The 15585-nt window shown below is 69.1% G+C and carries 13 protein-coding genes; 9 read left to right on the forward strand and 4 right to left on the reverse strand.

Annotated elements, in window-relative coordinates:
* Positions 1-33 precede the first annotated feature (33 nt).
* The 5 genes from AC54T1_RS03205 (at position 34) to AC54T1_RS03225 (ending at position 5298) form a co-directional block, all read left to right on the forward strand.
* On the forward strand, positions 34-1215 hold the full coding sequence (locus AC54T1_RS03205) for a BMP family ABC transporter substrate-binding protein (protein WP_484343886.1): 1182 nt from the start codon (positions 34-36) through the stop codon (positions 1213-1215).
* Positions 1216-1217: 2 nt separating this feature from the next.
* Positions 1218-1943, forward strand: a complete 726-nt coding sequence (locus AC54T1_RS03210) for a cysteine hydrolase family protein (protein WP_496911001.1) — start codon at positions 1218-1220, stop codon at positions 1941-1943.
* A gap of 1 nt (position 1944) precedes the next feature.
* Positions 1945-2688, forward strand: coding sequence for a biuret amidohydrolase (biuH, locus tag AC54T1_RS03215; protein ID WP_484343888.1), 744 nt, complete (start codon positions 1945-1947; stop codon positions 2686-2688).
* Positions 2685-3698 carry a formamidase gene (locus AC54T1_RS03220; protein WP_496911002.1) on the forward strand — a complete coding sequence of 338 codons (1014 nt, stop codon included), beginning with the start codon at positions 2685-2687 and terminating at the stop codon, positions 3696-3698. The genes biuH and AC54T1_RS03220 overlap by 4 nt, the downstream gene beginning before the upstream one ends.
* 148 nt (positions 3699-3846) lie before the next feature.
* Positions 3847-5298 carry an amidase gene (locus tag AC54T1_RS03225; protein ID WP_496911003.1) on the forward strand — a complete coding sequence of 484 codons (1452 nt, stop codon included), beginning with the start codon at positions 3847-3849 and terminating at the stop codon, positions 5296-5298.
* A 736-nt stretch (positions 5299-6034) separates the two neighbouring features.
* On the opposite strand, the gene AC54T1_RS03230 is transcribed toward AC54T1_RS03225, so the two are convergent.
* Positions 6035-9214, reverse strand: coding sequence for a DEAD/DEAH box helicase (locus tag AC54T1_RS03230; protein WP_496911004.1), 3180 nt, complete (start codon positions 9212-9214; stop codon positions 6035-6037).
* Positions 9215-9834: 620 nt separating this feature from the next.
* Entirely contained in the window at positions 9835-10263 is a 429-nt protein-coding gene (locus AC54T1_RS03235; protein ID WP_496911005.1) for a hypothetical protein, read from the reverse strand.
* An 81-nt stretch (positions 10264-10344) separates the two neighbouring features.
* On the opposite strand from AC54T1_RS03235, the gene AC54T1_RS03240 reads away from it, so the two are divergent.
* A complete protein-coding gene (locus AC54T1_RS03240; RefSeq protein WP_496911006.1) occupies positions 10345-10959 on the forward strand; it encodes a TetR/AcrR family transcriptional regulator in 615 nt (204 codons plus the stop codon).
* A 38-nt stretch (positions 10960-10997) separates the two neighbouring features.
* On the opposite strand, the gene AC54T1_RS03245 is transcribed toward AC54T1_RS03240, so the two are convergent.
* On the reverse strand, positions 10998-11573 hold the full coding sequence (locus AC54T1_RS03245) for a GNAT family N-acetyltransferase (RefSeq protein WP_496911007.1): 576 nt from the start codon (positions 11571-11573) through the stop codon (positions 10998-11000).
* 82 nt (positions 11574-11655) lie between these two features.
* Between AC54T1_RS03245 and AC54T1_RS03250 the strand changes: the two genes are divergently transcribed.
* Positions 11656-12174 carry a hypothetical protein gene (locus AC54T1_RS03250; RefSeq protein ID WP_496911008.1) on the forward strand — a complete coding sequence of 173 codons (519 nt, stop codon included), beginning with the start codon at positions 11656-11658 and terminating at the stop codon, positions 12172-12174.
* Positions 12175-12615: 441 nt separating this feature from the next.
* Entirely contained in the window at positions 12616-13065 is a 450-nt protein-coding gene (locus AC54T1_RS03255) for an AAA family ATPase (protein WP_496911009.1), read from the forward strand.
* A 103-nt stretch (positions 13066-13168) separates the two neighbouring features.
* Here AC54T1_RS03255 and AC54T1_RS03260 read toward each other — a convergent pair whose 3' ends face one another.
* Entirely contained in the window at positions 13169-14227 is a 1059-nt protein-coding gene (locus AC54T1_RS03260; protein WP_496911010.1) for an LLM class flavin-dependent oxidoreductase, read from the reverse strand.
* 180 nt (positions 14228-14407) lie between these two features.
* Between AC54T1_RS03260 and AC54T1_RS03265 the strand changes: the two genes are divergently transcribed.
* Positions 14408-15583 carry an MSMEG_0568 family radical SAM protein gene (locus AC54T1_RS03265; RefSeq protein WP_496911011.1) on the forward strand — a complete coding sequence of 392 codons (1176 nt, stop codon included), beginning with the start codon at positions 14408-14410 and terminating at the stop codon, positions 15581-15583.
* The last annotated feature ends 2 nt before the right edge of the window (positions 15584-15585 follow it).

Consider the following 15585-nt stretch of genomic DNA (forward strand, 5'->3'; position numbering starts at 1 on the left):
CGAAGCCCCCACCTCACGCACCGAAGGATCACCATGACCCTCTCCGCACGCCGCACCCCGACCACCCGCCAGCGACTCGTCTCCGTGCTCGCCGGTGCATCGATCCTCACCCTCGCCCTGAGCGCCTGCACGAGCGCCACCGAGTCCAGCGCCGGCGAGTCCTCGTCCGACGGCGCACCCGGTGAGGACGCCACGACGATCGGCTTCATCGCCGTCGGCCCCAAGGACGACTTCGGCTACAACCAGGCCGTCTACGACGGCATCCAGGCCGTCGCCGAGGCCAACCCGGACCTCGAGATCCTCGAGGCGTACAACATCCCCGAGAACGACCAGGCCGTCGAGGCCCTGCAGACGATGGTCGACCAGGGCGCCACCGTCCTGTTCGCGACGAGCTTCGGGCACCTCGACGCCGCGCGTCAGGTCGCCGAAGCCAACCCCGACGTGGCCGTCATGCACCAGGGCGGGCTCATCGACGACTCCTCGCCGGAGAACCTCGGCACGTACTACGGCACCGTGTACGAGCCCGTGTACCTCGCCGGGATCGCCGCCGGTGCGGCGACGGAGACCGGTGTCCTCGGCTTCGTCTACGGCTACCCCGTGCCCCAGGTGCTCGCCAACATCAACGCCTTCACGCTCGGCGCGCAGTCCGTCAACCCGGACGTGAAGACCATCGCGGTCTCCACGACGAGCTGGTGCGACCCCGCGACGCAGGCCGACCGTGCAGCGTCGCTCATCAGCCAGGGCGCCGATGTCCTCACCCAGCACCAGGACTGCACCAAGACGATCATCGAGGCGGCCGAGGCCGCGGGCGTCTACAGCGTCGGGTTCCACGCGGACGCGTCCGAGCTCGCACCCGAGGGCTGGCTCGCCGGCTCGCAGTGGGACTGGACGGGCCTGTACCCGTCGATCGTCGAGACGATCATCGACGGCGACTTCATCGGCAGCGAGTACAACGCGAACTTCCGCGGCGGCGCCGCGGACGGCAACAGCCCGTTCGTCCCGTCGCCCCTCGGCGCGTCGGTGACCCCGGACACGAAGGCGCTCATCGACGCAGCCCAGGCGCAGCTCTCCGACGGCTGGACCCCCTTCACCGGCCCGATCCTGGGCCAGGACGGCGTCACGCCCGTCATCCCCGAGGGCACGACCCTCACCCCCGCCGACGCCGACCAGATGGACTACTTCGTCGCGGGCGTGACCGGGAACCTGGCCGGCTGAGCATGCACGTCGCCGACACCACTCCCTACCCGTGGCCGTACGACGGCCTGTTCGGCGAGGCAGGCACCGCGTTGCTCCTCGTCGAGCGGGGCGGGCATGGCGGAACAGACGTGGCGTCGGCCACGGGCGGGGCGGCGCGGGACGCCGTCGCCGCCCTGGTCGGGGCCGCGGCCGCGGCCGGAGCCCCGATCATCCACGTCACCACGACCCTGCCCGCCGTCGCGCTCCGGCGCGGCGCGGGCGGGGCCCGCCCGGAGTCGGCGGGCGCGTCCGCGCTGCCCGACGACGCCGCTCCGAGCAACGACCGCACGACGTACCACCTCATCACCCACCGACTCGCTGCGCGGGGCGTGGACGCCTTCTACGAGTCCGACCTCGAGCTCGTCCTCACCGGGGCCCGCATCCGGCGTCTCGTCCTCGCGGGGTCGCCCCTCGAGGCGGAGGTGCACTCGACGATGCGGGCCGCGAACGACCGCGGGTACGAGGTCCTCCTCGTCATCGACGCCTGCATCTCCGCGGACCCGGCGCTCGCGGCCGCGTCCCGCGGGATGGTCGAGACGTCCGGCGGGATCTTCGGCGCCGTCGGCACCACGGCCGAGGTCGTCGCCGCGTGGGCGGCGTCGTCCGGAGCCGTCGCCCCGCCCGTCGCACCACGTCCCGACCAGGCCCTTCTCGCCGCAGCCCCGGCGCTCGTCGCCACCTCTTCCACCGCACCCAAGGAGCACTGACATGGACCAGCACCCGGGCGCCGCACACTTCCCCGCGGTCGACGCCGAGCCCTACACGTGGCCGTTCGACGGCACCTTCTCCGCGGCCACGACGGCCGTGGTGAACATCGACTGGCAGGTCGACTTCTGCGGCGAGGGCGGCTACGTCGACGCCATGGGCTACGACCTCGAGCTCACCCGCGCGGGCCTCGCGCCGACCGCCGCGATGCTCGAGGTGGCGCGTGCAGCGGGGCTGCTCATCATCCACACCCGTGAGGGCCACCGCCCCGACCTCGCGGACCTGCCGGCCAACAAGCTGTGGCGGTCCAAGCGGATCAACGCGGGCATCGGCGACGCCGGCCCGTGCGGCCGCATCCTCACCCGTGGGGAACCGGGCTGGGAGATCGTCCCCGAGGTCGCGCCCCTCCCGGGCGAGCCGATCATCGACAAGCCCGGCAAGGGCTCGTTCTACGCCACGGACTTCGACCTCATCCTGCGCAACCGTGGCATCACGCACCTCATCTTCACGGGCATCACGACGGACGTCTGCGTCCACACGACGATGCGCGACGCCAACGACCGCGGGTACGAGTGCCTCCTGCTGTCCGACTGCACGGGCGCGACCGTCTACGAGAACTACCTCGCGGCGCTCGAGATGATCAAGATGCAGGGCGGTGTATTCGGGGCCGTCGCGACGTCGGAGGCATTCATCGCGTCGCTGAAGAACCCCGTCACGGACCTCGCTCTCGACGGGGTGTCCGCATGAACGGACTCGGTGGTCTCAACCCGGCGCCCGGCGCCCTCGTCCTCGGCCTCGTGCAGTTCGCCGTGCCGCACATCGCGACCCGCGACGACGTGCTCAGCACGGTCGACCGGATCGCGGGGATGGTCCGCGGCGCCAAGCGCGGCATGCCGACGCTCGACCTCCTCGTCTTCCCGGAGTACAGCACCATCGGGCTCGCTCCCGAGAACTGGCTGAACGACGAGCTGCTGCTCGACGTCGACGGCCTCGAGGTCGCGACCCTCGCTGCCGCCTGCGCGGAGGCGTCGATGTGGGGCTGCTTCTCCGTCATGGAGCGCAACCCCGGCGGTGCGCCCTTCAACACGGGGATCATCGTCGACGACGCCGGCACCGTGCAGCTCGTCTACCGCAAGCTGCACCCCTGGGTGCCGCTCGAGCCGTGGGCTCCGGGCGACACCGGCATCCCGGTGTGCGACGGGCCCAAGGGGTCCAAGCTCGGGCTCATCATCTGCCACGACGGTCAGCTGCCCGAGGTCGCCCGGGAGGCCGCGTACCGGGGGGCCAACGTCATCCTGCGCACCGCGGGGTACACGTACCCGATCAAGCACAGCTGGCGTGCGACGAACATCGTCAACGCGTTCACCAACCTCGCGTTCACGGCCTCGGTGTGCCTCGCCGGGGCCGACGAGGCCGGCATCTGGTCGCAGGGCGAAGCCATGGTGTGCGGGTTCGACGGGTCGATCATCGAGGAGGGCGACGGCCTGCCGGACCGCATCGTCACCGCCGCGGTCGTCCCGGCCCAGGCCGACGAGGCCCGCCGCACGTGGGGCGTGGAGAACAACATCTACCAGCTCGGCCACCGCGGGTACGTATCCGTGGAGGGCGGCGCGACCGACAACCCGTACACGTACATGCGTGACCTCGTCGCGGGGGAGTACCGGGTGCCGTGGGAGGACGAGGTGCAGCACACCGACGGGACGCTCGTGGGGTACCCGGAGCCTGCGGGGGTGCGGGAGAAGGCGCAGCCGAAGTAGGGGAACTGCAGGGGGCCGCGACCAAGGGACGGTCGCGGCCCGTCCCAGCCAATGGTGCCGACCCCACGGGGGACGAACAGGACCCTCGACCCACGGCGGTCGTGGGATCGTCACCGGCCGGAAACACCGCGTTCGTACCGTCACCCCCGTGCCACTGACACCGACGACGACGATCCATCCCGACGACACCTCGGGACCTCTCACCTCCTGGTCCGCCACGTCCCTGAGCCGCGCCCTGCGCGCCGGGGAGCTCTCAGCACGGGAGGTGATGACTGCTCACCTCGACCGCATCGACGAGCTCAATCCGCAGGTCAACGCTGTCGTCTCCCAGCTCGAGCGGGCCAGCGCCGTCGCTCTCGCGGACCGCGCGGACGCTCGTCGGGCAGCAGGTGAGCCAGTGGGTCCGCTCCACGGCCTCCCCGTCGCCGTCAAGGACCTCTCGGACGCCGCCGGGCTACGCACGACGCTGGGATCGCGGGCGTTCGCCACTGCACCCCCCGCGGCGCATGACGCCCCCTTCGTCGCGCACATGCGCCGCGCCGGGGCGATCGTCATCGGCAAGACCAACACGGCGGAGTACGGGGTCGGCGCACTCGCCGCGAACGAGGTATTCGGTGTCACGCGCAACCCCTACGACCTCGCACGTCACTCGGGCGGGTCCACCGGAGGGGCAGCCGCCGTCGCGAGCGGCATGCTGCCGTTCTCCGACGGCTCCGACTCCGGTGGGAGCATCCGGGTGCCCACCGGGTTCTGCAACGTCGTCGGGCTGCGCACGACCCCCGGCCTGGTGCCCAGCCAGGGGCACGGGAACGTCTGGGAGCCGCACGCCATGCAGGGGCCCGTGGCGAGGGACTCCCGTGATGCTGCGCTGCTCCTGTCCGCGATGTCCGGGGCGGACGTGGGCGACCCGGGCTCGTGGGGGCGGACGGCGACGGCGCCTATCGCCTCCGGGGAGTGGGGAGACGCACCCGTCAGGCTGGCCTGGAGCGCTGACCTGGGAGGAGTCCCGGTGTCACGAGAGGTCCGGGCCGTGATGAACGGTGCGCGGGTGGAGCTGGAGCGCCACGGGATCGAGGTCGTCGACGTCCCACTCGATCTCAGCGAGGGCGACGCCGCCTGGCAGGTGATCGAGAAGCTCGACCTCTTCGGTTGGGGTGGACCGGGCGTGGCCGAGCACCCTGAGCTGTACGGCGCAGAGATGGTGCGTAACTCTCGCGAGGGCGGCGCGCTCACCGCTACCGAGATCGGCGCGGCGAAGCAGACGCGCTACGCGCTGTACCTGCGGATGGCAGCGGCGTTGCAGGGATTCGACGGTCTCGTCGCGCCTGCCGCTCCCGTCATCGCCCCGCCCGCCGAAGAGACGTCGGTGTGGCAGGTCGACGAGGTGCGCTTCGAGCGGTACTACGAGTGGCAGTCGCTCGCGACGCGCTTGGCGATGACCGCGCACCCCGTCCTCGTGACCGGCGCGGGCTTCACCCCGGGCGGGCTTCCGGTCGGGATGCAGATCGTGGGAGCCATGGGCTCGGACCGCCGTCTGCTCGCGCTGGGTGAGCGGATCGAGTCGCTCACGTCGTGGAACCGGGTGCAGCCGGTGCTCTGAGGACCGCTGCTCTTGACGGACGCCGACCCTCCCCCTCCTCGCGGGTGTCGCAGGGCGAAGCCATGGTGTGCGGGTTCGACGGGTTGATCATCGAGGAGGGCGACGGCCTGCCGGACCGCGTCGTCACTGCCGCGGTCGTCCCCGCGCAGGCCGACGAGGCCCGCCGCACGTGGGGCGTGGAGAAACGCGCCTGGCGTGATCGCGCCGACCTACGTACTGAGCGCCCCGAGCAGGTCCATGCCGACCCGGTCGACGCTGCGCGCGTCGTGGGCCAGGGCGACGACCCGACGCCGGTGGCCGGGACGAAGTCGGCGACTGTCGCGCATCGCGCAGAACCAAAAAAGGGACGACGGGTCGCTCATCCGTCTGGAAAATCGGGGGACTGTGACCGGAGCGGAGATTCCGAACTTCGTCGACGTCGGCGCACGCCTCGGCGCAAGACTTTGCATCGAGCGGCATTGCGTTGCGTTGACTCGCCTGAAGAAGCACACAGGCGGCAGCGCGGTCGGTTCAGGCAGAAAGTCACTTGCATGCTGAGCGCGCGCGACGCGTGGTGACCTCTTTCGCAAGACGCAACGGCTGGTCCGTGGAGACGCAATCCACGCCTTCAACGATGATGCACGCGTTGGTGGTGGGGCGGGACTGAACCCCATACCTTGCAACCCATGGGTTACGAGGCGTCTCGCTGGCTAACTTCTCGGGCGACCCCACAGTCCTGGGTAGGAGCGAGCATGCATCAGTCCGAGATGAGCACCGTCAGCGGCGCGCCGGCCGTCTGTTGCAAATAGTTGGCAACACCGGCTAGCACTGGAAGCTGATCGTCGCGGACCTTTGACTTCGCCAGCCCTGGTTGGGCGATGATCACCTCAAATTGCGGACGAAGTTGACCGGAGAGTTCGCAGATTCGGACGAGCGCCGCCTCGTCACCGATCTCAAAGGGCTGGTGTCCGAGCTCGAGCTTCCGACCCGCCCGACGAGCCAGTAGGTCAAGCATAATGCCCGTGCGTTTGCGTCGACGTATGCTCCGCACCGACTGTCCGCACACTTCGTACAGGTCCTCAACCCGTGCACCTGGCGCCGACTCCGCCGAGTACTTGCAGTGCACTAAGGTCACGACCAGATTGCCGTCGGAAACCCGGAGTCCGACCAGGTCGGCGACCTCTCCGGTGCCGTCATCATCAAGCAGCACGTCGAAGGTCCGCAAGTCTCGCAAGTACCGGGAAACGTAGTGCTGGATAGAGTCGGGCCTCTTCTCCCGGCGCTGAGACTCCTTCTTCAGGTTGACGCCCGTCCAAGGAAGTGCAATGAGACGATCGCGCGCAAAGGCAGGGGTGACCTTCGCACGCAACACCTGCCGCCCCTCATACACGAGCACGTCGTCGGCCAGCACTAGCGTCGGCGGATGGTCCGTGAGCCACTGCGCGAAGGGGAACTCGTCACCGCGCGTCGAACGCACGGTCACGTCGGATTCAACGGCCGAAAAAGTCAGCCTCTTATCCTTGACGCTTAATGCGTATTCGACTTGCCACTGCTGATCGTGGTCCGGGGCTTGCCGGAGCAATGCCAAGCGCTTAGGCGCGCCCGGAGACGAGGGAAGAGCGACCAGGTCTAAATCAAGTAGGTCCCAGATCACGCCGGCGCGATCCTCGATCTCAGGCAATGCGGTAAGGCTCTCGTACACAAGTGCGGGCCACTCGACCGCGAGCAACATCTCCTCTGGCATTTGCTTTAGTGGCTCAGGGACCACGAAACCCTTGATTACCTCGACAGGGTTGATGCTGGAATCTAAGAGTTTTCCGCCTTGCACATCGCACCATCGGACCCACTCCTGTACGCTCTGCGCCGAACGCGGGCTCCAGATCCGCCCTGATCTAGCCGCGCTGATCACGACACGGTCGCCCTCGTCGAATCCCTTGAGTGCGATATGCGTCTGGGACTTCGTGCCGGTGTCTTGCGTCCGCAGTCCGGCAGTGACATCCCCGCCGGTGTGCATACTGAAGCGGTTGTCCCCGTCGATGAGGTCCACTAGACCGACGTTCGTGGGAACCGGGTAGCCTAATCCGCTGAGGACACGGAACGCGGTTGCCTCCTTAAGCAACTCGGCTTGTCCCTGCAACACTGCATCGGCCACATCCTCAAACTTGCTTGACTTCTCTGACCCGTGAATGAATAGCAACCTGCGCTCAGGGTCAAAACGCATGACTACGAGTTCATGGGTCGCGTCCTCCATCTGCGCCGACGATGACCAGGGCACGGCATCCAGACGCGAGACGATAAACCAGGCGACATTGCCCTCGTGGCCCACGGTCAGTGGCGACACTTCCAACGCGGCGGCACGGAACACGCTCGGGCTGACCGAAGGGTCCCACCGGCTCGACGGAGTCCGGAACGCAACAGCGCTGAGAGTAGGGCGCAGTGTCGAGGTGGGTATCGCCTCCCCGGAAGCGGTGAAGGACCTATCAAAATCGGCTGTGCGCTCCGCCTCAGCCGTGAGCCGCTCGCTGGCGTCCCTCATAATGCCGTTCCAGTCGGCATCCTCCCGGTAGAGCTCGCTCAGAGGCGACAGTGCACTCTGTGCGTCTCGTGCAGCGAAGACCGACGCGGTTCCCAGAGCGCTGTCTTCCGCGGTACGCGTGAAGCGTCCGACGAGCTGGATGAGGGGGCTGAGACTCTTTCGGGGGTCGTGCAGCGCTGCGACCTTCAGCTGCGGCATATCAAAGCCCTCACCGAGCATGTCAACACAGATGATGACGCGGCTCTTGCGCGTACGTATGGCCTCGAGCGCCTGGCGCTTTGCTTTAACGCTTAGACGACTGTGGATAATAACCGGCACGAATTCGACAGCGATATCCATATAGAGGGACTGGAGCTCCGAGGTCCTCGGAATCGACCCGACCCGGGCCATCAGGAGATGGTCCTTCCCTGCCGTAAGGTCCTGCCGAAGCCGATCGACCGCCGCTTGAGCGATGCGCCGATCAGCATCGTGGAGACTCACGATTGCCGAGTAATCGATTTGCCGGTAGTAGCCTGCATTCTGTGCGGCCGCGAGTGAATACCGGTAGATCTGCCGTCCCCGCAGCCCCTGCTTGTCTCGTCGGTGCGGTGTCGCAGTGAACAGCAGCACCTGTCTTCCTGGGAAGCGGCTGATTGGGGCTTGCCACGTGGCTGCGGGCGCGTGATGGGCTTCGTCGACAAACAAGTGACTGCTTCCATTAAGCAAGACGTCCTGCGCCTCGCTCGAACAGGCGCGGAGTGAGTCCGGAGTTGCAACCACGACTTGCGCTGCCGCGAGAAGAGATAGCGCGTCCTCACTGGTTGCTACCCCGCGCTGGAGCTCAACGACTGCGGGCAGGAGCGCACTGTCCGCCACGACCCCCTCGCGCTGGAGAATCCCGAGCGTGAGGAACTTGCGGGCAAGTTGCTCACGCAGCGCTGCAGTGGGGACCAGGACCAGTAGATGGCGCACACGCTCGTGTACCGCGATCGCGAGCATCGACTCAGTCTTGCCCGTCCCCGTCGGCATGACGATCAGTCCTGGCTCCTCGTTGCTCGACAAGAAGTGGCCGAGGGCCGCGTGAACGGCGCCGATCTGCGGGCTCCGAAGCGCGCCAGGCTGATCGGGTTCACCGAATCGGAACGCACCTTCCCAGGAAGCGCGAACCTTCTCAGGGGCGGGTGGGTCAGTCTTGCCGGTCCACGCGACGCCTTCTGCCGCGCCTCCCGACCGGGCAAGTACGGCGAGCGGCCCGTCCTCATCGGCCACGGCCGTAATCGGCCACGCGCCAAACCGCCCCGTCACGCTGCCACCGACGGCCTCAACCGCGACCTTCATCGATGGCAAAACCAACTGGCGCACGACATTGCCAGCGATCTTGATCGGTTCAGCCCACAACTCGGGCATGTCCAGCGTGTTCATTTAGAGTGCTCACCGTTCATCACAAGTGCGACGATAGAGGCTGCGGCCCGGAAAGAGCCGGTGTTCTGCCGTTTGGCTTGCGTGTCCTTTTGGTAGGCATACCTGCACAACCCTTCGCAGCACCCGTTCGCGCCCTAGGCGTAGGCGAGCGGCTTTCGCCCTTGACTGCGTCCTGCAACCCTAGGGTTGCGAGACGTCTCGCCGATTTCGCCGACGCCGGGACGGAACGGCGCGGCGACGGCGGCCCGCGTGTCTCGTAGCTATGTCTCGCAAGATAGCGGCACTTTCGTTGTCATAAACCTGGCTTGCGTGACAGGTGGACGCCGTCCAGCGGGACGGTGATCGGCTACGCACGAGTCTCGACTCGTCATCAGAGCACCGACCTTCAGCTGGTCGACCTCGCCGCAGGTGTGCGCATCCGACGAGCCAGGCCTTGGGTCTATTCACGCGGCGTCGATTGTGTGGCAGGCGGAGCGCTCCCCCTGCGGCGCGATTGCGGGCGCCGGCGTGGGGACGGGTGGGTCAACCGGCGGGACGACGACCGGCACGATGGCGAGGACGAACTCTTGTACGGCGATCATCTCCCCGGGTGCGCTGGAGGCTGGGCCGCCCCGCGCTGCTCACCGGAGCGCATCGGTCGCCAGGGTGCGCCAGGCCAGCCAGCCGCGGCACAGGACGTAAGCCGACGCGACGACCGCCACGAGCACGAGGTCGACCACGGCGGCTTGGAACGCCTCGGGGACGTCCCCGACCAGGAAGGCAAAGACCGTCAACCCCGCCTTGCCGACGAGGAGGATCTCCCACACGCCCGCGGAGCGCCGGGGGCGCAGCGCGAGCAGGGCAAACAGCCCCGTGAAGATCGCGAAGCTCGAGACCCGCCAGCCTTCGACGAAGAGCCGGTCGGAACCGGCGGCGCTCGTCAGCAGCAGCCCGTGGGCGAACGCCCCCGCGGTAGCGAGGGCGGCAAGCCCGACGAGCACGCGACCGGCGAGGTCGGCCCCGCGAGGCGGTGCGGCGGGGGTGGTACGGGCAACGGTCACGGTGGTCATGGCAGCTCGTCTCTCGTGGCGGGTCAATGACTTTACGCCTGTAAACCTACCTCCTCGATTAACGGGTGTAAAGTGATCGATATGACGACGTCGAAGACACGAGCACCCAACCGGCGCGGCGATGGTGCGCAGCTGCGCGAGGAGATCGTCGACGCGGCCACCCGGCTCGTCAACGCCGGCTCGGTGCCCGTGACGCTGCGGGCCGTCGCCCGCGAGGCCGGGATCTCCGCGCCCGCGATCTACGCACACTTCCCCGACCTCGACTCGGTCCTGCTAGCAGTGACCCAGCGCGCCTTCGCCGCCCTCGAGCAGGCGCTCGACGTACCCCAGGACAGCGACCCGGCGGAGCGACTGCGGGCCGTGTGCGCCGCCTACCTCTCCTTCGCCGAGGAGCAGCCCCACCGATACCGGGTCATGTTCGGTGCCGTCTGGGACGCCAGCCGCGCCCTCGACCGGTCGCCGGCGATCGCCGACGAGGTCGCCACGCTCGGCATGGGCGCCTTCGACGTCCTGCGGCGCGCCCTCGCCGACTGCGTCGCGGCCGGGCGTTCGACCAGCACCGACCCGTTCGTCGACGCGACCGCGTTGTGGGTGGGCCTGCACGGGTTCGCCCAGCTGCAGGTTGCGGCGCCGGTGTTCCCCTGGCCGGCGCCGCTCCGCGGCATCATCGTCGACCGGCTCGCACTGCTCGTGTGAGCTGTGCTCGGTGCGCGATGAACGCTTAGGACGCGCGTCTACAGCGAGCCCTGTGCGGCTCGCCAGCTGTTCGAGCTCAGTCGGTAGAGCACGCTGCGCCGCAGCGGGTGGCCGACGGGGATCGTCGGGTAGTCGAAGTCGCCGTCGAGGTCACGGGTCATGCCGATGCGGCGCATCACCGCCTGCGAGCGTTCGTTGGACACGGCCGTGAACGACACGACCTCGTCCAGTCCGAGCTCGACGAACGCGAATCTCAGGGCCGCTCGCGCGGCCTCGGACGCGTAACCGCGCCCCCACGCCCACGAGGGCAGTCGCCAACCGATCTCCACGCAGGGGGTGAAGGCTGCTTCCCAGGTGGGGACCGACAGGCCGGTGAAACCCGCGAACCGTCCGCGGTCCTCGCCGTCCGTGACCTCGAGCGCCCACAACCCCCAGCCCCGCTCGGTGAGGACCGTGTCGGCGCGGTCGGCCAGTGCGTCGCTTCCCTGTCGATCGAGCAGTCCGGGGAAGTGCTCCATGACCCGCTCGTCCGCGTTCATCTCCGCGAACGGGTCGCGGTCCTCGGGCGTCCAACCGCGCAACAGCAGGCGCTCAGTCTGAATCTGCGTGGTCACACTGGGCAGTGTTCCTTGTCTCGGCCGCAGACGCCATCCCCGCAGGGTCGTCGGCGATGGCGCGTTGCGACATGCTGGACCGGTGCCTGAGCAGAGCATCTTCCTCAACGGATCAGTCGGCGTGGGCAAGACGACCACGGCCGGTGCGCTGAGTGATCTTCTGATCCGCCGACAGATCCCGCACGCTGTCGTCGACCTCGACGAGACGCGCCGGATGTGGCCGAGCCCCCCGGGCGACAGGTTTCATCACGGGCTCTCGATGCGGAACCTGTCCGCGCTGAGTGCGAACTACCGAGCAGCAGGTGCACGACGGCTCGTGCTTGCCGGGGTCGTCGAGTCCCGGCATGACGTCACGGCAGTTGAGCAGGCGATCGGGGGCGACGTTGCTGTCGTCCGGCTCGTTGCGGCAGGAGATGTCGTCGACGCGCGACTGCGAGGACGCCATGTCCACGACGTCGATGGCCTTGCGTGGCACCTCGAGCGCCGAGGCGAGCTCGACGCGCTCCTCGATGCGGCACACCTCGACGACCACGTGATCGTGTCGGATGGCCGACCGCCGGGGGCGCTCGCCGAGGAGATCTTCGCGCGCCTCGGGTGGTGAGGCGACCCGCTCCGCCCAACAGTGGGGTCGATCGCCGCGGCGGCCCACCACCGCGACCGCCAACTCAGCCCAGGAGCTGCCCGGCGAGTACCGCGTGCCGTGGGAGGACGAGGTGCAGCACACCGACGGGACACTTGTGGGGAACCCGGAGCCTGCGGGCGTGAGCGCTCAGCCCGCCACCGAAACTGGGCGGGCCTTCCCATGTTGTGGGGACTGGACAAACTCATGCCTCGGCTCCCGCTCATGCCGATGAGCGCGCTCATGGTGCGCCTGGCGACGCTGCCACCGGTGCGGGTCCCGGGTAGCGTGACCACCGTGCCACTGTTAGGACCCGCGGACCCTCTTCCCGGCCAACCCCGTCGAATCCTTGTCGCGGGAACTTCCGGATCGGGGAAGACCACCCTGGCTGCACAGATCGCCGCGGCGTTGGACGTGCCCCACGTGGAGATCGACGGCCTCTTCCATGGCCCGGACTGGACAGCACGGCCGTCCTTCGAAGACGACGTGCACCGCTTCAGCGCCGAGCCTGCATGGGTGACTGAGTGGCAGTACAGCTCCGTTCGCGCCCGCCTCGCTGAGCGCGCCGACCTGCTGGTCTGGCTGGACCTACCGAAAGCCATCGTCATGCGCCAGGTCGTTCGTCGCACCCTCGTGCGCCGGATGCGCCGCCAGCAGTTGTGGAACGGGAACATCGAGCCGCCGTTGCGGACCTTCTTCTCCGATCCGGAGCACATCGTGCGGTGGGCCTGGACCACCCACCACAAGACGTCGATCCGCGTCACGGAACTGCTCGAGCAGAACCCGGATGCCGTCGTCATCCGCGTCCGCAGCCATGACGAGGCACGCCGCTGGTTGCGAGGACCCCTGCTCGGTCGCGAGCTCGCAGGCTGACCAGCAGAGCTGGCCATCCCGACATGCCGCAGGCAGCGCGCGGCAGCACGCCCAGGGCGGGCTCGGCTGCGTAGGCGGTGAGGAGGCTGGGCGGCGGCCGGACTCAGCCGAGCAGCTCCGCAGCGAGCAGCCGCAGCGTCTCCTCGCGCGTTGTCGCCTGCTTCGGGTCGCCCCCGGTGTGCTCGGACGCGACGGGGGAGATCATCACCTCGTCGGTCCCGACGAGCACGGCGAGCTCGCGGACAGCCGCGGCGGCTGTCGCGGGGGTCCCGATCGCCCAGGTGGAGCGCATCTGGGTGGCCATCGCGGCGTGCTGGGCGCCGACGGTCTCCTGCTCGGCGTCCTCGATGAGCTCGAGCGGCTCGAGCCCGCCACCGCTGCGCAGCCGGATCATCGACTTCGTGTGCGGCAGGGCCCGGCGCTGGGCCTCCTCGTCGGTCTCGGCGACGACGGCGTTGATGATCGCGAAGGTCTTGGGCGCGTCGAGGTACTCGGACGGGCGGAACGACGACCGGTACGTCTGCATCGCCTCGAGGGTGCCCTGCCCGGCGAAGTGGTGGGCGAAGACGTAGGGCAGGCCGAGCGCCGCAGCGAGCTGCGCGGAGTACATGGACGACCCGAGCAGCCACGCCTCGGGGGACGACGTCGCGCGGCTCGTCGCGCGCAACGGGTACTGGCGTCCGCGCAGGTCGAGCGTCACGCCGGCGGGGGACATGAGCTCCATGACGTCGCGGATGTCGTCGGGGAAGGTGTCGACGGACTCGTTGCCGCGGGCGGCGCCGGAGCGCAGCATGTGGCTCGTCACGGGGTCCGAGCCGGGTGCCCGGCCGAGGCCGAGGTCGACGCGCCCGGGGAACGCGGCCTCGAGGAGCGCGAACTGCTCCGCGATGACGAGCGGCGCGTGGTTGGGCAGCATGACGCCACCGGACCCGAGCCGGATCTGCTGCGTCGCGCTGGCCAGCAGTGCGATGAGCACCGCGGGGTTCGTCGAGGCGACGGCGGGCATGTTGTGGTGCTCGGCCACCCAGTAGCGCCGGAACCCGAGCTCGTCGGCAGTCTGCGCCAGCCGGGTGCTCGCCGCGAGGGCGTCACCTGTCGTCTGGTCCGTGCGGACGGGGATGAGATCGAGGACGGACAGGGCGTTGACAGGCTGAGTACTCACCCACGGTGCAACCCGGGGTGCGGTGGGGCTATTCCGACGCCTCCGGGGCGGTTGACCCGCGAACCTGTTTTACGGCCGCGTATTCCGTTCGGCACCAGTGCGAAACGTCCGGGGCGTTGACTCGGTCCACGGCACGCGAGCGGCCGTCGAGCACAGGCTAGAGCATCCCCTGGAGGCACCGTGACGACCGTCGACCTCACCCTCACCCGACGGCCCCCGGAGATCCCGCTCGCCGCGTCAGGCTGCTGCCCCCCGGCGGCCACCACCAGGTCCACCACCCCGACCGGCAGCACCACCCCGGACGCGCTGGACACCCGCCTCGACGTCGCGGTGCGGGGCGTCCGCGTCGACGCCCCCGTTCACCGCGAGGCGGGCGCCGGGCCGAGCGACGACGGTCACGTCCTCCTCGACGGCGCGCAGAGCGCGATCCCGCTCGACCCCACGAGCCCCTACGAGGTCCGCGACGGCCGGCTCCTGCTCGACGGCGCGGACCTCGGTATGGACGTCACGCCCGTGGCGCGGCCCCGGTTCTACGACCTCGTCACCGCCGAGGGCGTGCCCTACGAGAAGATCGCCCGCCTGCACGGCGCGACCGTCCTCGCGACGACGGTCGTCCAGACGTGCATCCGCTACGAGGAGTCCCAGCGGTGCCGGTTCTGCGCGATCGAGGCGTCGCTCGCCGCCGGGTCGACCGTCGCGGTGAAACGCCCGCACGAGATCGCGGAGGTCGCCGAGGCCGCCGTCCGGCTCGACGGGATCCGCCAGATGGTCATGACGACGGGCACGACGAACGGCCGCGACCGCGGTGCGACGCACCTCGCCCGCTGTGTCCGGGCGGTCCGGGAGGTGCTGCCTGACCTGCCGATCCAGGTCCAGTGCGAGCCCCCCGCGGACCTCGCGACGATCACGGACCTCTACGACGCCGGCGCGCGGTCCATCGGCATCCACGTCGAGTCGATGGACGACGTCGTGCGGCGCCAATGGATGCCCGGCAAGTCTGCCGTGAGCCTCGACGAGTACCGGGCCGCGTGGCGGGAGGCCGTACGGGTGTTCGGCCGCAACCAGGTGTCCACCTACCTGCTCGTCGGGCTGGGGGAGGACCCCGACGAGATGGTCGCCGCGGCGCGCGAGCTCATCGAGATGGGCGTGTACCCGTTCGTCGTGCCGTTCCGCCCCCTGGCCGGGACACTCGCGACCGACGTCGACAAGATCCCCGCCCCCTCGGCCGAGACCCTCGGGTACATCTCCCGCGCGGTGGCCGGCGAGCTCGTTCGGGCGCGGATGTTCGGCGCCGACCAGTCCGCCGGGTGCGCCGCGTGCGGTGCCTGCAGCGTTCTGCAGAGCGCAGGAGCCTGACG

This window comes from Sanguibacter sp. Z41_6 (assembly GCF_059621145.1).

Bases quoted from the DNA above. Each gene is read 5' to 3' on its own strand.
- AC54T1_RS03205 (WP_484343886.1), top strand. From the start codon at position 34: ATGACCCTCTCCGCACGCCGCACCCCGACCACCCGCCAGCGACTCGTC.
- AC54T1_RS03210 (WP_496911001.1), top strand. From the start codon at position 1,218: ATGCACGTCGCCGACACCACTCCCTACCCGTGGCCGTACGACGGCCTG.
- AC54T1_RS03230 (WP_496911004.1), bottom strand. From the start codon at position 9,214: ATGAACACGCTGGACATGCCCGAGTTGTGGGCTGAACCGATCAAGATC.
- AC54T1_RS03240 (WP_496911006.1), top strand. From the start codon at position 10,345: ATGACGACGTCGAAGACACGAGCACCCAACCGGCGCGGCGATGGTGCG.
- AC54T1_RS03235 (WP_496911005.1), bottom strand. From the start codon at position 10,263: ATGACCACCGTGACCGTTGCCCGTACCACCCCCGCCGCACCGCCTCGC.
- biuH (WP_484343888.1), top strand. From the start codon at position 1,945: ATGGACCAGCACCCGGGCGCCGCACACTTCCCCGCGGTCGACGCCGAG.
- AC54T1_RS03220 (WP_496911002.1), top strand. From the start codon at position 2,685: ATGAACGGACTCGGTGGTCTCAACCCGGCGCCCGGCGCCCTCGTCCTC.